This is a genomic window from Bradyrhizobium sp. i1.15.2 (genome assembly GCF_040548425.1).
Lineage (GTDB): Bacteria > Pseudomonadota > Alphaproteobacteria > Rhizobiales > Xanthobacteraceae > Bradyrhizobium > Bradyrhizobium canariense.
The window spans coordinates 290103-309493 of the sequence record NZ_JBEPRQ010000004.1; the positions used below are offsets into that span (position 1 = coordinate 290103).

Annotated in this window: 21 protein-coding genes; 7 read left to right on the forward strand and 14 right to left on the reverse strand. The window is 64.5% G+C overall.

The window, feature by feature from the left end:
- Positions 1 to 57: 57 nt before the first annotated feature.
- A complete protein-coding gene (locus ABIB80_RS11210; protein ID WP_354127410.1) occupies positions 58 to 306 on the reverse strand; it encodes a hypothetical protein in 249 nt (82 codons plus the stop codon).
- Positions 307 to 425: 119 nt separating this feature from the next.
- Entirely contained in the window at positions 426 to 671 is a 246-nt protein-coding gene (locus tag ABIB80_RS11215) for a hypothetical protein (protein ID WP_354127447.1), read from the reverse strand.
- Between the two features lie 507 nt (positions 672 to 1178).
- Between ABIB80_RS11215 and ABIB80_RS11220 the strand changes: the two genes are divergently transcribed.
- A complete protein-coding gene (locus tag ABIB80_RS11220; protein ID WP_007595207.1) occupies positions 1179 to 1820 on the forward strand; it encodes an OmpA family protein in 642 nt (213 codons plus the stop codon).
- Positions 1821 to 1876: 56 nt separating this feature from the next.
- On the opposite strand, the gene ABIB80_RS11225 is transcribed toward ABIB80_RS11220, so the two are convergent.
- The gene (locus ABIB80_RS11225) at positions 1877 to 3307 is read right to left on the reverse strand and encodes a phospholipid carrier-dependent glycosyltransferase (protein ID WP_354127411.1); all 1431 of its coding nucleotides are present in this window, start codon (positions 3305 to 3307) and stop codon (positions 1877 to 1879) included.
- A gap of 51 nt (positions 3308 to 3358) precedes the next feature.
- Here ABIB80_RS11225 and ABIB80_RS11230 point away from each other — a divergent pair, with 51 nt between their 5' ends.
- On the forward strand, positions 3359 to 4060 hold the full coding sequence (locus tag ABIB80_RS11230; RefSeq protein WP_354127412.1) for a FecR family protein: 702 nt from the start codon (positions 3359 to 3361) through the stop codon (positions 4058 to 4060).
- 2 nt (positions 4061 to 4062) lie between these two features.
- Positions 4063 to 5226 carry a hypothetical protein gene (locus ABIB80_RS11235; protein ID WP_354127413.1) on the forward strand — a complete coding sequence of 388 codons (1164 nt, stop codon included), beginning with the start codon at positions 4063 to 4065 and terminating at the stop codon, positions 5224 to 5226.
- A gap of 124 nt (positions 5227 to 5350) precedes the next feature.
- On the opposite strand, the gene ABIB80_RS11240 is transcribed toward ABIB80_RS11235, so the two are convergent.
- The 3 genes from ABIB80_RS11240 to ABIB80_RS11250 all read right to left on the reverse strand — a co-directional run bounded on the left by ABIB80_RS11240 (position 5351) and on the right by ABIB80_RS11250 (position 6952).
- The gene (locus tag ABIB80_RS11240) at positions 5351 to 5839 is read right to left on the reverse strand and encodes a VOC family protein (RefSeq protein WP_354127414.1); all 489 of its coding nucleotides are present in this window, start codon (positions 5837 to 5839) and stop codon (positions 5351 to 5353) included.
- Between the two features lie 40 nt (positions 5840 to 5879).
- Positions 5880 to 6308 (reverse strand): VOC family protein, encoded by a 429-nt coding sequence (locus tag ABIB80_RS11245; protein WP_354127415.1) that lies wholly within the window; start codon positions 6306 to 6308, stop codon positions 5880 to 5882.
- Positions 6309 to 6439: 131 nt separating this feature from the next.
- Entirely contained in the window at positions 6440 to 6952 is a 513-nt protein-coding gene (locus ABIB80_RS11250; protein ID WP_007595213.1) for a cupin domain-containing protein, read from the reverse strand.
- 128 nt (positions 6953 to 7080) lie between these two features.
- Between ABIB80_RS11250 and ABIB80_RS11255 the strand changes: the two genes are divergently transcribed.
- Positions 7081 to 7299 carry a CsbD family protein gene (locus tag ABIB80_RS11255; protein ID WP_007595214.1) on the forward strand — a complete coding sequence of 73 codons (219 nt, stop codon included), beginning with the start codon at positions 7081 to 7083 and terminating at the stop codon, positions 7297 to 7299.
- A gap of 58 nt (positions 7300 to 7357) precedes the next feature.
- Here the strand turns inward: ABIB80_RS11255 and ABIB80_RS11260 are convergent, their stop codons facing one another.
- The 5 genes from ABIB80_RS11260 to ggt all read right to left on the reverse strand — a co-directional run bounded on the left by ABIB80_RS11260 (position 7358) and on the right by ggt (position 13569).
- Positions 7358 to 7822 carry an FKBP-type peptidyl-prolyl cis-trans isomerase gene (locus tag ABIB80_RS11260; protein WP_007595215.1) on the reverse strand — a complete coding sequence of 155 codons (465 nt, stop codon included), beginning with the start codon at positions 7820 to 7822 and terminating at the stop codon, positions 7358 to 7360.
- A 61-nt stretch (positions 7823 to 7883) separates the two neighbouring features.
- The gene (locus ABIB80_RS11265; RefSeq protein ID WP_007595217.1) at positions 7884 to 10175 is read right to left on the reverse strand and encodes a xanthine dehydrogenase family protein molybdopterin-binding subunit; all 2292 of its coding nucleotides are present in this window, start codon (positions 10173 to 10175) and stop codon (positions 7884 to 7886) included.
- Between the two features lie 2 nt (positions 10176 to 10177).
- Entirely contained in the window at positions 10178 to 11194 is a 1017-nt protein-coding gene (locus ABIB80_RS11270; RefSeq protein WP_219684458.1) for an FAD binding domain-containing protein, read from the reverse strand.
- 4 nt (positions 11195 to 11198) lie between these two features.
- A complete protein-coding gene (locus ABIB80_RS11275) occupies positions 11199 to 11813 on the reverse strand; it encodes a (2Fe-2S)-binding protein (RefSeq protein ID WP_007595221.1) in 615 nt (204 codons plus the stop codon).
- Positions 11814 to 11982: 169 nt separating this feature from the next.
- Positions 11983 to 13569 carry a gamma-glutamyltransferase gene (gene ggt, locus ABIB80_RS11280; RefSeq protein ID WP_007595222.1) on the reverse strand — a complete coding sequence of 529 codons (1587 nt, stop codon included), beginning with the start codon at positions 13567 to 13569 and terminating at the stop codon, positions 11983 to 11985.
- A gap of 186 nt (positions 13570 to 13755) precedes the next feature.
- Here ggt and trhO point away from each other — a divergent pair, with 186 nt between their 5' ends.
- The gene (gene trhO, locus ABIB80_RS11285; RefSeq protein ID WP_219684455.1) at positions 13756 to 14553 is read left to right on the forward strand and encodes an oxygen-dependent tRNA uridine(34) hydroxylase TrhO; all 798 of its coding nucleotides are present in this window, start codon (positions 13756 to 13758) and stop codon (positions 14551 to 14553) included.
- Positions 14543 to 14761, forward strand: a complete 219-nt coding sequence (locus ABIB80_RS11290) for a SlyX family protein (RefSeq protein ID WP_007595232.1) — start codon at positions 14543 to 14545, stop codon at positions 14759 to 14761. Before trhO ends, ABIB80_RS11290 begins: the two co-directional genes overlap by 11 nt.
- 6 nt (positions 14762 to 14767) lie before the next feature.
- Here ABIB80_RS11290 and ABIB80_RS11295 read toward each other — a convergent pair whose 3' ends face one another.
- On the reverse strand, positions 14768 to 16672 hold the full coding sequence (locus ABIB80_RS11295) for a sensor domain-containing diguanylate cyclase (RefSeq protein WP_354127416.1): 1905 nt from the start codon (positions 16670 to 16672) through the stop codon (positions 14768 to 14770).
- Between the two features lie 170 nt (positions 16673 to 16842).
- A complete protein-coding gene (locus ABIB80_RS11300) occupies positions 16843 to 17058 on the reverse strand; it encodes a hypothetical protein (protein WP_007595236.1) in 216 nt (71 codons plus the stop codon).
- 110 nt (positions 17059 to 17168) lie between these two features.
- Here ABIB80_RS11300 and hemE point away from each other — a divergent pair, with 110 nt between their 5' ends.
- Positions 17169 to 18203, forward strand: a complete 1035-nt coding sequence (hemE, locus tag ABIB80_RS11305; protein ID WP_354127417.1) for a uroporphyrinogen decarboxylase — start codon at positions 17169 to 17171, stop codon at positions 18201 to 18203.
- Between the two features lie 203 nt (positions 18204 to 18406).
- On the opposite strand, the gene hemC is transcribed toward hemE, so the two are convergent.
- Positions 18407 to 19387, reverse strand: coding sequence for a hydroxymethylbilane synthase (hemC, locus tag ABIB80_RS11310; protein WP_354127418.1), 981 nt, complete (start codon positions 19385 to 19387; stop codon positions 18407 to 18409).
- Between the last annotated feature and the right edge of the window lie 4 nt (positions 19388 to 19391).

The window sequence follows — 19391 nt, forward strand, 5'->3', positions numbered from 1 at the left end:
AGGAAAAACCGCGCTGCCATCTGCTGACAGCGCGGTCGGAAGGTGCGCTACCCGCGCCTACTTCATCGACATGGCCTTCTGCGCCTTCATGTAATGCATGCAGGCGCTTTTCATCTTGCCGTTGCTCATGTCGGTGTTGGCCATGGCCATTTCCTTGTTCATGGCCGTCTTGGCTGGCGTATCCGCCGTGCCGCCCATCATGGCGGCGGACTTCATCATATTATCGCTGGTGCACGCCATCATCGCGGCGGATGCAGGGGAAACGGCGAACGCGGCCAAAGCTGCGGCTGTGAGCAATATTTTCATCGAAAGGTCTCCTCCGTAAAACGAAACCGGCGTCATACCGGCCTTCGCATTACGTATTCTCCGGCGAAGACGTTTCGTGGAGAAGACAATTTTCTTGCTGCGGTGCGAAGGCGGAGCGCTCAGCGCGCAGCTTTCGGGGCTTTGGATCGGTCGCCAACGCTGCCTGTGGCGACATCGGGTTCACACGAGGCCTTGCCGCGCTCCTCCGCCTGGCAGCGATAGACGTTGCCGGTGAGGCGATCGACCAGCCACATGTTCTCGTCGGTCGGCGCTTGAAGCCCGACATAGCGGGAGGTCAGTCCCGTAGTCAGCGTCGACAGCAGGATCGCCACCGCGATCATCGCCGCGCCGATGTAAATGGGCATGGAGTTCAGGGACACGGTCCGATCCGGCGGGCCACTGCGATAGAACTGATAATCACTTGGCCTCGGCACTGGCTGGAACTCGGCTCCCTTCGTTTGCGCTTGTCGGAGGCTGTGCCCTGCTAGGCGTCCATCTGGCCGAAAAATTGTCCGCAGACAGGCCAACACGCGACGGCTTTGCGACAATCGGTGAGCACGGGTTTCCCTGAGTGAACCCGGCCCCCCGAGCGGCACTTGGGCGCGGCGGTCCTCAGTGATGCGGATCACGACAGGACTGCGACGGCTCGAACGCTCGCGGGGCAGCGTGCGACCACTCTCTTCACACGTCAGCGTCGGCCCTCGGAGTGGACCGCGGGTCGGCCCTCCATGAACCCGAAACCGCTTGAAATTCGCTGCCATGGCCCTGGAGGGCCCCGTTTCCACCGTGACCAAGATCACACCAGGGGTTTTGAACCTGCCCTATGCTTGCAGCATCAAATAGCCATCAGGCGTCACAACGAGGATACGACAATGACTAGTTTCAATAAGTCTTTTGCACTGAAGGCGATGACCCTCTCGGCACTTCTCTCGATGACGGCCGGCTTGGCTATGGCCGGCGACGGCAATGTCTCGACCAACCAGATCCTGGATGCATTGAAGCCGAAGGCCGCGACCCGCGGGCTGTCCGCAGGTCCGCAGGTCGATCCGGCGGCGCAGGCCAAGGAATCGACGTTCCTGAACACGGTGCGCAACCGCTCGACCCGGTCGCTTTCGACGGGCGAGCGCGAGCAGATTGCCGAGCTCGCCGCGACCAAGCCGAAGATCGATCTGGAGATCCAGTTCGACTACAACTCGGCCGACATTGCCAAGACGTCGGTGCCGTCGGTGCAGGCGCTCGGCAAGGCGCTGTCCGATCCCTCGCTGAAGGGCTCGACTTTCGTGGTCGCCGGCCACACCGATGCGGTCGGCACCGAGGGGTACAATCAGGGGCTCTCCGAGCGGCGGGCTGACACCATCAAGAAGTATTTGGTGCAGAACTACGGACTCACCGGCACCGATCTCGTCACCGTCGGCTACGGCAAGACCAAGCTGAAGGATGCCGCCAACGGCGCCGACCCGATCAACCGCCGCGTCCAGGTCGTGAACATGGACACCCAGACCGCGTCAAAGTAATTCCCAGGTCATCGCCCATAAAGGCGCCGCCTGTCGTTCCCCGGCAGGCGGCGATATCATATCCAGCTCTGGAAGAGCATCAGCCGGTTGAAAGTCTGCATCGACGTGCCGATGAAGGCCGCCGAGATCGGCAGCATGGCGGCAAAGCCGATCGCGGCGACCCCGACATAGGCCCACAGCAGCCAGCGTGGCAGTCCGTCCCGGCGCAGCACATAGACCAGCGCGAGCGACGCCAGGGTCGCAGCCGGCAGATAGTAATAGATGAAGGCGAGCGTGCGCGGCAGCAACGCCCAGGCGAGCCAGCACCCGAAATAGAAGACCGCGATCAGGAACGCATCCCGGCGGCGCGCAACGACGAAGTCGCGCAGCACGACGGCGAGCGCGAGCAGCGCCGGCCACAGCACCAGGGGATTACCGAGGAAGGCGATCGCGGAGACATTGCCGTCCGCGGTCTTGTCGAACAGGAACCATACCGGGCGCGCGAGCAGCGGCCATGACGGCCACGCGCTCATATAAGTGTGGCCGGCGATGGCAGTGGTGGTGTTGTCGGCGAAGATCCGGCGTTGCGCCTCGACCAGATCCGGCAGCGACACGCCGTACAGCGGGACGAAGGCCGCAAGATATGTCATCGCGGGCAGGACGGTGAAGCAGAGCACGACGTGATGTAATCTGAAGTCGGGCCAGAGGTCGGGCCGGTACCAATCCCCCGGCTTCGCGTCGGCAAACAGGGTGTGCCAGCCCTGCATCAGGCGGATCACTGCGACGATGACGATGCAGATTCCGAGTGGAAATAGGCCGCTCCATTTGCAGGCGGCAGCACAGCCGAACAGGCTGCCGGCAGCCGCGAACAACGCATGAGGACGATCCTTTCGAAAACCGTGCATGAAGGCGGCAATTGCGAGCAGGCCGAAGCCGAGCGCAAAAATGTCGAGCATCGCGACGCGCGCCTGCACGTACAGCATCTGATTGCAGCCGGCGATCAGCGCAGCGGCGATCGCAGGCCCTTGCGCGGCGAACAGTGCGAGGCCGCACAGATAGATCGCGACGATCGCGAGCGCGCCGAACAATGTCGCGGGATAGCGCCAGCCCAGCGCGGTGTCGCCGAAGGTCGCTATCGATAGCGCGATCAGCTCCTTCGCCAGCGGCGGATGCATCGGATTGAGCATCGGTTGCGACATCGATGGTGCCAGCATCTGCCGCGCCGCCGGCACATAGTGCACCTCGTCGAACACGAACTTCTCCGGCGTCGTCAGGCCGATCAGCAGTACGAGATGGGCCACCAGGAAAATCGCGACAGCAATCACTGCGCTCCGCGACACCTTCGGAACCGCGGGCAAGTCCAGTCGCGTTTGTGGGGATGTTTTGCGTGGCAAATTTGCGTCACCGCGGAGAATAATAGAGGTCGCGGTTTTCATTGAACGCATTCTGCCGCGACTGTCACTAAGCATAGCGCAGGTCTCGCACTGCATGTGATAATTTCGCCACATCGCAAGCGCGCGCGATCCGGTACGATCAGGGACAAATCGATCGGTTGCGAAATGAATTTGCGTTTCTGGCTTTTCTCCACGCTGTTGTCGATCGCCTTGTGCGTGGCCCCTTGCGCGCAGGCGCAGACGCGCGTCGGTGAAGCCGTCGTGATTCAGAATGAAGTCGTTCGCGTGGCCGCGACCACGACGCCGATCAGCGTCGGCGACGGCATGCTGCGGGACGAGACCGTGCGCACCGGCGCCGGCAGCGCAGCGCGCTTCGTGATGGCCGACAGCACCAATCTGTCGCTCGGTCCGAGCGCCACGCTCAAGCTCGACCGCACCGTCTTCAACGACGAGCACAGCTATCGTGACGTTGCGATCCGCATGACGACCGGCGCATTCCGTTTCGTCACCGGACATTCCGAGAAGACCGCCTACAAGATCACGACCCCGCTTGCGACGATCGGCGTGCGCGGTACTACACTCGATATCCTGTCCCAGCGCGGCCGCTCGGTCGTCGTGCTGCAGGACGGCGCCGCCAGTGTCTGCACGACGAGCCAACAGTGCGTGCAGCTCACCCAGCCCGGCGACACCGCAATCATCAGCTCGACCGGCGGCAAGGTCTCCATCAGTAAGACCAATACGCCGCCCTGGACCTTTGCCGCGACCTGCGCCGCGAGCGCGGGACTGTGCGCGGTCAACCAATATGCGGACGCCTCGCCGACCATCACGCCTGCCGTCCACGACGACGGCATGCTGTGCGGACGCTGAAGATGGCGGTATTCAACGTCAGGCGCTTCATCGTCGCGAGCGTGCTGACCGCCGTGTTTGCGTTTGTCGCGTTGGATGCCCGTCCGGCGGCAGCCCAGGGGGCGACGTGCGAATCCGGGTGCGGAGAGCCGACGCCCTCCCCTTCGCCGACATATTCACCCTCTCCAACGACAACCTACAGCCCCTCGCCCGCGCCCAGCCCCTACCCGTCATCGTCGCCGAGCCCTTATCCGTCCTCTTCGCCGAGCCCGACGCCGACACCGACGCCGACCGGCGCGGATTCCAGCGGCGGCTCGATCGGCGACCTCGCCAACCAGCGCTTCAACCAGATGATCACCAACCGAGTGCTCGGCACGGTGCTGCTCGGCGTCAACGAGCAGGTCAATTGCAGCAACTGCGTCAGCGCGTTCGGCTCCGCCGGCTCGTTCTCGGCCGGCATCCACGGCCGCAAGGAGCTGACCAACAATCTGTCGCTGCTCGCCGGCATCGCCTACACGCAATACAGCGAAGGCGGCTACAACATCACCAGCGCGCCGATCGGCGCATTCGCGCTACGCTATGACTTCACCGACTGGGGCTCGTCGCGTCCGTTCTTCGACATCGGCACGATCCTGACGCCGTGGGAGAAGGCGCGCTACACCCGCAGCTACAACACCAGCCTCGGCCCGGTGAGCGTCACGAGTTCGACCAACGCCGCGAACTACGCCGTCTACGGCCGCGCCGGCTGGATGAGCCGCGTGTCGCCCCGCGACGAGGTCGCCGCCTCGATCGAGGTCTGGCAGCTCTGGCAGCGCGTCTCGGGCTACACCGACAGCGCAGTGGCGTTCAATCCGTTCGATGCCGGCATCGCGACCGGCACCGACCGCACCAGCCTGGTCAAGATCGGCGGCCAGTGGACGCATCTCTACGGCAGCAATATCGAGGCCAACATCAATGGCGGCTGGGTGCAGTCGTTCGCTGGCCATAGCGGCATCGTCGCCACCGTGACCGGCGACGGCGTGGTGGTGCCGACCATGGGCAACCAGGGCTGGTTCGAATATGGCGGCCGGCTCGGCTTCCGCATGCAGAAGGGCTGGATCGTGGACCTGTTCGCCAACGGCACGCTCGGCCCGCAGCCAGTGGGTAACACCATCCATGGCGGCGTGGGGCTGCGGATCAATTATTAGCGGCGGGCTCAATCTCGTAGGGTGGGCAAAGCGGAGCGTACCCACCACTTTCTCTCGCCGAGAAAAAATGGTGGGCACGGCGCAAGCGCGCCTTTGCCCACCCTACGATACTGTGGCTTCCACATCACGCTGCCGACTTGCCCTCGAACGCGCGGCGCAAGGTCTCCACGTCGAGCTTCACCATCTTCATCATGGCCTGCATCGCGCGTGCGGCAGCCGCCTTGTCGGGGCTCGAGAGGAATTCGAATATCACCTTCGGCACGACCTGCCAGGCCACGCCCCAGCGATCCCTGAGCCAGCCGCACTGCTCTTCCTTGCCGCCATGGGCCAGGAACGCATTCCAGACGCTGTCGACCTGGGCCTGATCGTCGCAATGGGTCATCAGCGAGATCGCATGGGTGTATTCCATTTTCATGCCGCCGTTGAGCGCGACCAAAGGCTGTCCCGCCACCGAGAATTCGACGACGAGCACGGAGCCTTCCTTGCCGGACGGGCCATCTGAAACGTTGCGCTGAACATGCGTGATCGCCGAATTCGGCACGAGCGAGACGTAGAACTTCGCGGCTTCCTCGGCATCGCCATTGAACCACATGCAGGGAACGACCTTCGACATCGTGAATGCTCCTCTTCAGTTGTGATGTTCGCGCGCTAGATCAGGCGTTCGCCATCTCGGACTGCGCCGCGAAGGCTGCCATGTCCATCCAGTTCACGCCCCACATGTGGCCGTCCGGATCCTCGAAGCTGCGGCCGTACATGAAGCTGTATTCGTCCTTCGGGCTGGGATCGGCCACCCCGCCTGCAGCCGCGGCCCTGCTGACGATATCGTCGACCTCGGTCCGGCTATCGGCGGACAGGCAGAACAGCGCCTGGTTTGAGGTCTTTGCATCCGAGATCGGCTTCGGCGTGAACTGCCGGAATTTCTCGTGGGTCGTCAGCATCGCATAGATGGTCTCGGAAAAGACCATGCAGCTCGCTGTTTCGTCGCTGAATTGCGGGTTCCTGGTCGCACCGACCGCCTCGTAAAAGGCAGTGGCGCGCTTGAGGTCGGTCACGGGCAGATTGAGGAAAATCATCCTGGGCATCGGAGCTCCTTGGGCGGGGTTCTGCCCAAGGACGGATGGCCAAGCGGCGATCCGACACGGCTTCCGGATCTTTTTTGGACCCCTGCCTGCGAGGTTCTGTCGCACAGAACCCGCTGGCTTTCAGGTGTTCCTCACTTCTTCTCGTTCGGATCGCGGTGAATGGGATCGACCCACAGCACGGTCTCGGGCTTCTCGACCGGCTCGATGTCGAGGTTGATCGCCACCGCCTCGCCGTCGCTGCGCACCAGCACACATTCCAGCACCTCGTCCCGGCTGGCGTTGATCTCCTGATGGGGCACGTAGGGCGGGACGAAAATGAAGTCGCCGGGGCCGGCCTCTGCGGTGAATTGGAGGCTCTCGCCCCAGCGCATCCGCGCCTTGCCTTTCACGACGTAGATGACGCTTTCGAGATGGCCGTGGTGATGCGCGCCGGTCTTGGCGTCGGGCTTGATGCTGACCGTGCCCGCCCACAATTTCTGCGCACCGACGCGCGCGAAATTGATCGCGGCCGCGCGGTCCATGCCCGCCGTCGACGGCACGTTGGTATCGAGCTGGTTGCCGGGAATGACGCGCACGCCGTCATGTTTCCAGCGATCATCGTGATCGTGGTCATGGTGGGAATGCGAATGGTCATGACCGGTCATGAGACTTGCTTTCTGTTGGTTCCGTGCGCGGCAAACTAACCCAAAGCCGCGACATCGAGCCATACCAAAATCGGAACCCTCATAACCGTCGAACGTTGTCCTGACGAGCAAACCGCAAGGAGGATTTCATGGGTAGCACGACCGACAAGATCAAGGGCACCGCAAACGAGGCAATGGGAAAGGCCAAACAGGGCATCGGTGAAGCCACCGGTTCCGAGCGCATGAAGGGCGAAGGTGCGGTCCAGGAAGTGAAGGGCAAGGGCCAGCAGGCCATGGGCGATGCCAAGGATGCCGCGAAAGACGCGGTCGATCGCGCTGCGGCTTCGGCCAAGCGCGCGACGGAATAACGGGCATCGCACTCAAAGTGAAAGACCGGCCGAGAGGCCGGTCTTTTTGTTTGCGGGCTTACTTCACCCCGAGCAATTCCACGTCGAACATCAGCGTTGCGTTCGGCGGGATCACGCCGCCTGCGCCACGGGCACCATAGCCGAGCTGCGGCGGAATGATCAGCGTGCGCTTGCCGCCGACCTTCATGGAGGCAACACCCTCGTCCCAGCCGGCGATGACCCGGCCCTTGCCGATCGGGAATTCGAACGGCTCGTTGCGGTCGACCGACGAGTCGAATTTCTTGCCCTTCTGGCCGTTCTCGTAGAGCCAGCCGGTGTAGTGCATCACGCAGATCTGGCCGGGCTTCGGCGAAGCGCCGGTGCCGACGACGCTGTCGGTAATCTGCAAACCTGAAGCTGTGGTCATGGTCTTCCCTGCGGTCTGGGCCGAGGCCGTGGTGGAGACGAAATCGGACACGCCGGCGATCACGGTGATCGCGAGTGCCGACATGATGGCGAGGAGCACGCGCTGTAAACGCTGCATAAGACACCTTACGTTTGAGGCGGAAGGGGTCTAGCGCAACGCCGACGCCGTTGCCACCCCCTCAGGCCTCGATATTTTCCAGCCGCACGGGCAGCTTGCGGATGCGCTGGCCTGTGGCGTGATAGATCGCATTGCAGATCGCCGCATTGGTGCCGACATTGGCGAGCTCGCCGAGGCCCTTCACGCCGGCCGGGTTGATGTGGTCGTCCTGCTCGGAAAGCAGGATCACCTCGACACCGGGGACGTCGGCATTCACTGGCACGAGATAGTCGGCTAGATTGTCGTTGACGTAACGCGCATTGCGCTCGTCGATCTCGGTGGCCTCCAGCAGTGCCGAGGACATGCCCCAGATCAGGCCGCCCATGAGCTGGCTGCGCGCCGTGCGCGGATTCATGATGCGGCCCGCCGCGAACGCTCCGACCAGCCGGGGGCAGCGGATTTCATGGGTAAAGCGGTTGACGCGGATCTCGACGAACTCGGCACCGAAGGCGTACGCGATCTTGTCCTTCATCTGATGGCCACCGACGAGCCGCGCGTGCCCGCTGTGCATCGCCGTGAATGAATCCAGCGGCGCGCCTTCGGGCTTCCACTCGCCGTATTCCTCGACGATACCGACACCGAGTGCGTCGAAGGCCTTTTCGATATCGAGTGGACGATCGCTCTGCGCCGCCTGCGTGCTCGGCGCCTGGCTGATGCCGACGGTCTCTTTGGCCTTGTCGGCTAGGCTGTCGCTCGGCATCACGGCCTTGAACAGCCTTTGACGAATTCGGTCGCACACCATCATCACCGCCGAGCAGGTGCTGGCAGTCGAGTTCGAACCGCCGGCAACAGGCGCCGGCGGCAGATCGCTGTCGCCCAGGAACACCGCGACCTTCTCCAGCGGCACGCCGAGCCGCTCGGCCGCGGTCTGGGCGATGACGGTATACGCGCCGGTGCCGATCTCGTGACCGGCGATCTCGACCCGGGTACGGCCGTCGCGCTGGAGGCGGACGCGCGCGGCAGAGGGCGCCATCTGCGTCGGATAGCAGGTGGCGGCACAGCCATAGCCTATCAGCCAGTCGCCGTCCGACATCGATTTCGGCTGCGGCGAACGCTGCGACCAGCCGAACGCCCTGGCGGCCTCGTCGAAGCACGCCATCAAGGACCGCGACGTATAAGGCTTGCCGCCGATCGGCTCCACGGTGGTGTCGTTGATGCGGCGGAGCTCGACAGGGTCCATGTTCAGTTTCACCGCAAGCTCGTCCATCGCGCTCTCAAGCGCGAAGAGATACGGCACCTCCGGCGGAGAGCGCATGAAGCCGGGCGTATTGCGGTCAGCGCGCACGATCGACACCAGACTTGCGACGTTCGGGCAGGCATAGAGCCGCGTCGTCGTCTTCGTGCCGCCGACACAATAGGCATCCGGACGCGACGAAACCTCCGCGCCGTCGTGCCTCAAAGCCACCAGCTTGCCGTCCCGGCCCGCACCAAGCCTGATCTCGTGGCGCGTCTCGGCCCGGTAGGTGGCGATGGTGAAACCCTGGTCGCGGGTCGGCACCAGCTTGATCGGCCGGTTCAGGCGTTTGGCAATGCCGGCGATGATGGCGGTGCGGGGCGTCATCGAGCCGCGCGAACCAAAGCCCCCGCCGACATAGGGATTGACGACACGGACCTTGTCGGCGTCGATGCCGAGCTGCTCGGCGACGCCGTTCTTCAGGCCGTAGACATACTGGCTGCCCTCGTAGATGACGAGGTTGTCGCCCATCCAGGCGCAGCTCGTCGTAAACAGCTCCATTGGATTGTGGTGCTGGGTCGGCGTGTCATAGGAGGCGGTGAGTTTGACCTCGGCTGCGTCGAACGCCTTGGCGAAATCGCCGACCTCCGGGTCTTCCTTGAACTGTGCGTTCTGTCCCTTTGCCGCCGCCGTGGTGGTCCCCGGCGACTCAAAGCTCGCACTCGGCGCCACGGCCGTGTAGCTGACCTTGACGCGATTGGCGGCCTCGCGCGCCGCCTCGTAACTTTCGGCGATGACGACGGCGATGATCTGGCCATCATGGGCGACGTCGGCTGATTTCAGCGGCTGGATCGTGGTCCCGGCATAGCCGCCATTGCTGAACAGTTTCGATTCCTTCAGCTTCGGAGCGTTCTCGTGCGTGACGATGTCGATCACGCCGCGGACCTGCCTGGCATCGTCGAGATCGAAACCGTCGATACGGCCCTTGGCGATGGCGCTGGTGACCAGGAATGCGTAGGCTGGATTGTCGAGCGGCATGTCGGACGCATATGTCGCCCGGCCCGTGACCTTTGCGGCCGCGTCATAGCGCGGCACGGGATGGCCCATGTTTGCTTTCGGCTCGGGAGCTGCAGCGGTCATGATCAGATCTCCATGGTTACGGCCTGCTGGAGCGCGCGCGCCACCACGCGCTTGCCGAGCGCGATCTTGAAGCTGTTGTGCCGGCGGCCCTTGGCGTCGGCAAACGCGGCATCGGCCACACGCTGCGCCAGACCGTCGTCGAATTTCTGTCCCTTCAGCAGCGCCTCAGCCTCGCGCGCCCGCCACGGCACGGTGGCGACGCCGCCGAGCGCGACACGCGCGTCCCTGATCGTGCCATCCTGCACATCGAGCGCGACCGCAGCCGACGACAGCGCGAACTCGTAGGACTGACGGTCGCGCGCCTTGAGATACACCGAGCGCGGCCAGCGGCCGGGAATGGAGAACGCAGAGATCAGCTCACCGGGCCGAAGCGTGGTCTCGATCTCGGGCGTCGTGCCGGGCGCCTTGTGCAAATCTGCGAACGGCAGGCTGCGCGTGCCGGACCTGCCGGTGATTTCGACCACCGCATCCAGCGCGATCAGCGCCTGGGCAAAATCGCCGGGATAGGTTGCGATGCACTGATCGGAAGTACCGAGCACCGCATGCATGCGATTGACGCCGTCCATGGCGGCACAGCCCGAACCGGGATTGCGCTTGTTGCAATTCTCATAGGAGACATCGCGGAAATAGCTGCAACGCGTTCGCTGCATCACGTTGCCGCCGAGCGTCGCCATGTTGCGCAGCTGGGCGCTGGCGGCGAGCTTCAGGGAATTCGCGATCACCGGATAGTTGCGCTGGATCTCGGCATGCGCGGCCACGTCGGACATCTTGGCGAGCGCGCCGAGCCGCAAGCCGTCACTGCCGGGCTCGATCGCCGACCAGCTGCGCGCCAGCGGATTGATATCGACGATTGCCGCGGGCCGCATCACGTCCAGCTTCATCAGGTCGATCAGCGTGGTGCCGCCGGCGAGCGGCTGTGCTGTAGCCTTGGTCAGCGGATTGTTCGCAGTTGCGGCAGCGCTGAGCGCCTGCACGGCCATGTCGGGGTCTGTTGCCCTTTGGTAGGAAAACGATCGCATGGGCCTAGCCTTTCATGATCTCGGGCGCGGCCTGCTTCACGGCAGCGACGATGTTGGGATAGGCGGCGCAGCGGCAGATGTTGCCGCTCATGTATTCGCGGATGTCGGCCTCGCTGCCCGCATGCCCCTCCTTGACGCAGGCCACGGCGGACATGATCTGGCCCGGCGTACAATAGCCGCATTGAAACGCGTCGTTGTCGACGAAGGCCTGTTGCATCGGATGCAAATGATCGTCGGTGGCAAGGCCCTCGATCGTGGTGATCTCCTGCCCCTCGGCCGCGAGCGCGAGCGTCAGGCACGACACCACGCGTCGATCGTCGATCAGTACCGTGCAGGCACCACATTGGCCGTGGTCGCAGCCCTTTTTGCTGCCGGTGAGCTTGAGATGCTCCCGCAGCGCGTCGAGCACCGTTGTGCGCGCGTCGATGTGCAGGCGCTTGTCCGTGCCGTTGACCCGCAGCGTGACATCGACGGGGAGCGCCGGATCCTGCGCGGCCGACACGCTCGCATCCTGCGCGGCCGCACGCGCTGTCATGGGGACCAGCGCACTGCCGGCAGCGCCAGCCATGAAGGCGCGCCGATCGAATCCGGTCGGTCCGGAACCTGATTTTTCGGACATGGAGGGCCTCCGCCGCTTCGAGCAAGAGCAGCGCACGCCTGCACCGCTCATCGGCCCTTAACCTGAAGCAGTGAACTCCGTTCCGAACGAGAAAGGGCGACGCAGCAAATGCCGCGTCGCCCTTCGTCAAATTTTGCTGATGTTGCGCGGGGAACCCCGTGCGCGGCGGTCAGTATCCGAGCGCGCAACCGTCTTTGCGCGGATCGGAACCGCCGGTGAGCGTGCCCTTGTCCCAGTCGATCCAGATCGCCTGCGCGCCGCCGAGCGGACCGACGACGCTGGTGGTCTTGTGGCCGAGTTTCTTCAGGCCTTCGACGATATTGGCCGGCACGCTGTCCTCGAGCTGGTACTGTCCTTCGTAATGCAGGCCGCGCGGCATATCGATCGCCTCCTGCACGTCGCAGCCATAATCGAGAATGTTGGTCACCACATGGGCTTGGCCAACCGGCTGATATTGTCCGCCCATCACCGCGAACGGCATCACCGAACGGCCGCCCTTGGTGAGCAGGCTCGGCATGATCGTGTGCAGCGGGCGCTTGCCGCCGGCGATGCAATTCGGGTGGCCGGGCTGGATGCGGAAGCCGCCGGCGCGATTCTGGAGCAGGATGCCGGTCTTGTTCGAGACGATGGCGGAGCCGAAGGAATGCGCGACCGAGTTGATGAACGAGCAGACGTTGCGGTCCTTGTCCACGACGGTGATGTAGATGGTCGAGGGATTCATCGGCGGCGCGACGTTCGGCAGGTCGAGCATGCCGTCCATGCGGATCTTGTCGATGTGCTCGTTGCAGTATTCCTTGGCGAGGATCCTGGCGACCTCGATCTGCATATGCTCGGGATCGGCGACATGCAGCTCGCGATGCATGTAGGCGATGCGCGCGGCCTCGGCTTCGAGGTGGAAGCGCTCGACGCTGAGCGGCGCGTATTTCGTCAGGTCGAACCGCGACAGGATGTTCAACATCAGCAGCATGGTGAGGCCGGGTCCGTTCGGCGGGCACTGCCAGACGTCGTAGCCCTTGTACATGGTGCCGATCGGCGTCGTCGTCTCGGTGGTGTGCGCGGCGAAATCGTCGAGCGTGTGGAGGCCGCCGATTCCGCGCAGGGTCTCCACCATGTCCTCGGCGATCGGGCCCTTGTAGAAGGCGTCGCGGCCGTCCTTGGCGATCGCCCGTAGCGTCTTGCCGAGCTCGGCTTGGCGGATGACGTCGCCGGCCACCGGCGGCTTGCCGTGCGGCAACAGATACCGCTCCGTGTTGGTGCCACCCTTCAGCTTCTCGAACTGGTTCTTCCAGTCGAAGGCGATGCGAGGGGCGACGACGTAGCCTTCCTCGGCGGCCTTGATCGCGGGCTGGAGCAGGCGGTCGAAGCCGAACTTGCCGTGATCGCGCAAAACGGTCGCAAAGGCGTCGATCACGCCGGGGATCGAGACCGCATGCGCCGAGGTCAGCGGCACGGAGTTGATCTTGCGCTCGAGATACCAGTCGGCGTTCGCCGCCTTCGGGGCGCGGCCGGAGCCGTTATAGGCGATGATCTTGCCCTCGCCGCGCGGCTGGATCAGCGCAAAGCAGTCGCCGCCGATGCCGGTCGATTGCGGCTCGATCACGCCGAGAATGGCCGAGCCCGCAACGGCCGCGTCCACCGCCGTGCCGCCCTCGCGCAGCACCTCGATCGCGGCGAGTGACGCCTGCGGATGCGAGGTTGCCACCATCGCGTTGGTGGCGTGGACCGTGGACCTGCCGGGGAAATGGAAGTTTCTCATCGAATTCTTGCTCTCGTTGGGCGTTTGGCGCGGATGGCGTGTCGTTTCGGAAAAAGCCGCGCCTACATGACACATTCCGGCCCGCCGGGGCAATGCTGGCATACCAGGGAAATGGCTGCCATCCGCTGGGAATAGAGCTGCTTCTTGCGGGTTTTCCGGGCGCGCCCCGCCTGCTAAACGGGCGCCATGATTTGCAAGGTCGCCGCCTTCTACCAATTCGCCGCCCTGCCCGATTACCGGGAGTTGCGCGAGCCGCTGCGCGCGTTCTGCGCCGGCCTGGCGGTGAAGGGCAGCGTGCTGCTCGCGCAGGAGGGCATCAACGGCACGGTCGCGGGTGCGGGCGCGGCGATCGACGCTCTCGTCCATGAGCTCGCGCACGGCGACATCTTCAGCGGCAGGTTGAACAATCTCGAATTGAAGTTCTCGACCGCCGAGGCGATGCCATTCGGCCGGCTCAAGGTGCGGCTGAAGAAGGAGATCGTCACGCTCGGCGACGAAGCCGCCGATCCGACCCGGCAGGTCGGCACCTATGTCGATGCGAGCGAATGGAACGCGCTGATCGCGGCGCCCGACACGCTGGTGCTCGACACCAGGAACGCCTTCGAGGTGGCGATGGGGACGTTCGACGGCGCGCTCGACCCAGGCATCGAGAGCTTTGGCCAGTTCAAGGAATTTGCGGCCGAACGGCTCGATCCTGTCAAACACCGCAGAATCGCGATGTTCTGCACCGGCGGCATCCGCTGCGAGAAAGCGAGCGCGCATCTGCTCGCGCGCGGCTTTGCCGAGGTCTATCACCTCAAGGGCGGCATTCTCAAATATCTGGAAGAGGTGCCGGAGGCTCAGAGTCGCTGGCGCGGCGAATGCTTCGTGTTCGACGAACGGGTCGCGCTCGGTCATGGTTTGCAGCAACTTGGCGCGCAACAACTCGGCTTGCAAGAACTTGGCTCGCCCGAACGAAATAAGGACGCGGCACGTGACGAATGAGATCCAGACGCTCGGCGAGCGCATCGACACGCTTGAGACGCGCCTCGCCTATCAGGACGACGCGATCGAGACGCTGAACCAGACCATCACCGCGCAGTGGAAGCAGATCGACGCGCTGACGCGAAGGATCGCAGAGCTCGGCGAGCGGCTGCAGGAGGCCGAGGCGAATGCGCCGGGAGCCGCCAATGAGCGCCCCCCGCATTATTGAGCGGGGTTACTGACCGGACGCCTTGAGAAGAAGGTTGCTCACCTCGCCCGACATCATCAGCCGGTTGCGCCCGGCTTCCTTGGCGGCATAGAGCGCCTGGTCGGCGGCCTCGATCAGCGAGGTGACGCCGGCCGTGCGCTCCAGCGCCGGCCGGCAGGCAGCACCGCCGAGCGAAGCGGTGACGCAGCCAGCCGCATGGTTGCTGGCGTGGACGAGGCCCGCATCGCGGATCGCCCGTCGGATCCGGTCGCCGATCAGGGCGCAGCCGGCAGCGTCGGTGTTCGGCAGCAGCATGGCGAACTCCTCGCCGCCGTAACGCGCCGCCAGATCGCCGGAACGATGCATCTCGGCGGCGATGATCTGCGCCACCTGCCGGAGGCAGGCATCGCCCGCGGGATGGCCGTATTCGTCATTGTAAGACTTGAAGTGGTCGACGTCGATCATCAGCAGGGAAAGGCTGGAGCGCTCGCGATAGGCACGCGCCCACTCCTCCTTCAGTCGTTCATCGAAGCGGCGGCGATTAGCAAGCCCGGTGAGGCTGTCCTCGATCGCGAGCGTTTCGAGCCGGGTCTCGAGCTTCTTCTGCTCGGTGATGTCGCGCGAGATCGCGACCACGCCGTCGACGCTGCCACTCTCCTTGCGGGTCACCCGCATGGTCGATTCGAGCCAGACTTCGGCGTTCTGCCGGTGCGCGTTGCGATAGGTAACGCGCACCTCCTCCTTCTCGCCGCGTTTCATGGCGTCGACGAGAGCCTGGACCTGCGGCCGGTCGTCCGCGTGAATGCCGGCGAGCGCGAGGGTTCCGATCAGCTGATTGGCGCGCCAGCCGACGACGCCAATCGACGATGGCGAGACATAGCGCAGCCGCTCGTCGAGCCCCATACGCGTCACCATGTCGCTGGAGCTTTCGGCAAGCAGTCGGAAATTCGCTTCCTTCTCGACCAGCGCGGCCGCCATGCTCTGGCCCCGCTGCAACTGCCGCACCAGCACCGCACCAATGATTGCGATCAGCATGACCAACGCGAGCACGTAGAGCATGCGGGAGATCACCGCAGCGCGCCAGGGTGCGAGCAGCTCGTCCTTGTCGACGGTGGCGAGCAGGACCAGCGGATAACGGCCAGAGCGCTTGAAGAAGCTGACGCGTTCGGCGCCATCGAGCGGCGACTTGAAATGATAGACGCCGCCCGGCCGCTGCAGAGCGGCGTCGCGGAACAGCGGCGTATTGGCAACGCTGCGGCCGATGTATTTCTCGTTGCTCGGGTAGCGCGCGATGATCAGGCCGTCGCCGTGCGTCAACGCCACCGAGCTGTTGCGGCCGATCTCGAACTGTTCGTAGAAATGCGAGAGATAGTTGGAGCTGATGGTCGCGAGCACCACGCCGCCGAAGCTGCCGTCGGGCTTGTTGAACCGCCGCGACAAGGTGACGACCCATTCGCCGTCGAGCAGGCTCTTCACGGGACGGCCGACATGGGGCTCCCGTTTCGGCGAGAGCTGGTGATAACGGAAGAACGCGTCGTCGTTGAGAGTCGAGCCGATCGTACCGGGCGAGGTCAACCAGTTGCCGCGGTCGTCAATGATGGCGAGGCTGTGGATGCGCTCTACCGCCTTCTTGCGCACCTCCAGCAGGGTTCTGAGCTTGGCGATCGTGGCCGGCTCGGTGCCGTCCATCTCCAGCCGGCTGACGACGCCGACGACGCCAGAATCCAGCAGATCGAGGCTGTCATCGGCATGCTGCGTCAGCGATCGCGCAACGTTGGCCATCTCGGTCTCGGCGCCCTTGAGCACCGCGTCGCGGGCCGCCCATTCCCGCCAGCCGCTGACGCCGAGGATGGCCACGCAGGTCAGCGCGACGAACGCAGCTGCCCGCAGCGGCAGGCGGCTCAATCCGGCTCTTTGGGTCACAGCACTCATGCGGCAGAATTCTCCGAAGATCGGAAACTCTGCTGCTTCTGTTATTGAACTCTGAAACGCCCGCAGAAATATGCGGCGATGTCGGCGGTTCCCGTAGTCGTACGGACACCGGAATCAGCGCATCGCTAACAGGGCATTAGCAGACCTATCGGAATCCGGCGCTCCCGCGGCTAGCTGAAGATGGCCTTAACCTTGTCCCAGAGCGAGGGATTGTCGGCCTCCGCATCGGCCTTCGAGGGCGTTGGCTGGGCGGCGCTCACGGGATCGGACGCCGGGAAGGTATCTTTCAGCCCGGCGTCGAGCTTGGCGTGGCGGTCGGCGGCGAGCGCTTCGTGCAGATCGTCGGCGTGCTTGTCATGCGGCGCGGGGTTGAATGTCTCAGCCATGGTCTCGTCCTCCGTTGGCTGGTCAACGCGGTCGAATTGCGCTTGGTTCCCCTGTTCCGCTTCGGGCCGCGGCGGTGTATCAGGAGCCCTAACCATCCTCAGGACCGTTCGTGCCCCAGTCTGCGACAAAGCCTTTCATCGACGTCCTCTCCGGCCAGCGGCAGGTCATTCCGCCGATCTGGATGATGCGGCAGGCCGGCCGTTACTTGCCGGAATATCGCGAGGTGCGCGCCAGGGCCGGCGGCTTCCTCGACCTCTGCTTCAACCCGGAGCTTGCCGCCGAGGTGACGCTGCAGCCCATCCGGAGGTTCGGCTTCGATGCGGCGATCATCTTCTCCGACATCCTGGTGATCCCCTATGCGCTCGGACGCTCCGTGCGCTTCGAGGTCGGCGAGGGTCCGCGGCTCGAGCCGCTGGATGATCCCGCCAAGGTCGCGACACTGGCCAAGCACGCCAATTTCGGCAAGCTCGCGCCGGTGTTCGAGGCGCTCAAAATCGTGCGCGGCGCGGTCGATCCCAAGATCGCGTTGATCGGCTTCTGCGGCGCCCCTTGGACGGTGGCGACCTACATGGTCGCCGGCCAGGGCACGCCTGACCAGGCGCCGGCGCGGCTGATGGCCTACCGGCATCCGGAGGCGTTCGCTGAGATCATCGACGTGCTGGTCGAGAACTCGATCGAATATCTGCTGGCGCAGCTTGCGGCAGGCGCCAACGCCTTGCAGATCTTCGACACCTGGGCCGGCGTGCTGCCACCCGCCGAGTTCGCGCGCTGGTCGATCGAACCGACCCGGCGCATCGTCGAAGGCGTGCGCGCCAAGGTGCCGGATGCGAAGATCATCGGCTTTCCGCGCGGTGCCGGTGCGCAACTGCCCGGGTTCGTCGAGGCGACCGGCGTCAACGCTGTCAGCATCGACTGGACCGCGGAGCCGGCCTTCATCCGCGAGCGCGTGCAGAGCAAGGTTGCGGTTCAGGGCAATCTCGATCCGCTGGTGCTGATCACAGGCGGCGCCGCGCTCGACCGCGCGGTCGACAACACGCTGGCGAATTTTGCGCAGGGGCGGTTCATCTTCAATCTCGGCCACGGCATCCAGCCGGAGACGCCGATCGCCCATGTTGAGCAGATGCTGAAGCGTGTGCGGGGCTGATTTATTTTGCGCCTGGGGAGTGGGAAAACAAAAAAGCACGAAAACAACCCCATGCACAGTAGAGAGGCCACGCCCGATCAATGACTTAGGGCGGACGGAAATCAGGTGCGCCGTCATCGCATCGGATCGCACCAACATTTGACCCGTCGGGCAAAACAGGCGCATGATGCCATCATCACACCGATGCCCGCCTCGCGGCCGACTTAGCGCGGCCGGCTGCGCTCGATAATCTCGGCGGCGCCCTTGGCCAGCAGATCCAGTCCCACCGCACGGCCGAGTTCGCGGGGACGATTGGCGGGACCCGAACGCAAGGCTTCGATGATGGTGTTGCCGGAGAGATCGAGCACGGACGCGGTGAGCGACATCTGATCGCCCGCAATGGTCGAAAAGCCCGCCACCGGCGAATTGCAATGGCCGTTCAGCACCCACAGCACCTCGCGCTCGGCATCGGCGCAGGCGTGAGCAGCGGGATCGTCGATCGATGCGAGAATGCGACGCGTCTGCCAGTCCTGTGCCGCGCATTCGACCGCGACGATGCCCTGCCCCGCTGCCGGCAGCATTTCCGCCGCGGAGAATTCGTAGCCGATGCGATGGGAAAGGCCGACGCGGTCGAGGCCGGACCGCGCCATGATCAGCGCATCGGCAGGCCCCACCGCGCCGCCATCCGGCAGGCGCTGCTTCTCGCCATTGTCGAGTTTTCGCACGCGCGTGTCGGCGGCGCCACGGAAGTGGATTATCTCGACGTCGGGAAACAATCGCCGCGCATAGGCGGCGCGGCGGACGGCGTTGGTGCCGATCTTGAAACCCTTGCCACGAGATTGGCGCAGCGCCTCCAGCGTCACGCCATCGCGCAGCACCAGCGCGTCATTGGGAGGATCGCGCGAGAGCGTGGCGCCGATCACGAGACCGGGTGTGTCTTCGTTGCCGGGCATGTCCTTCAGCGAATGCATCGCCGCCTGGAGTTCGCCCGACAACACGGCGGCGCGGATCTGCGCCACGAAGGCACCGCCCTTGCCGCCATGGGGCAACAGCTTGCTGGTCTGGTCGAGATCGCCCGTGGTGTCGAACTTGACGATCTCGACGTCGAGATCGGGCATGGCAGCGGTCAGGCGGCGCGCGATCTCTTCCGTCTGTGCCAGCGCCATCGCGCTCTTGCGTGTGCCGATCTTGAATCGCGTAGCCAAGCCC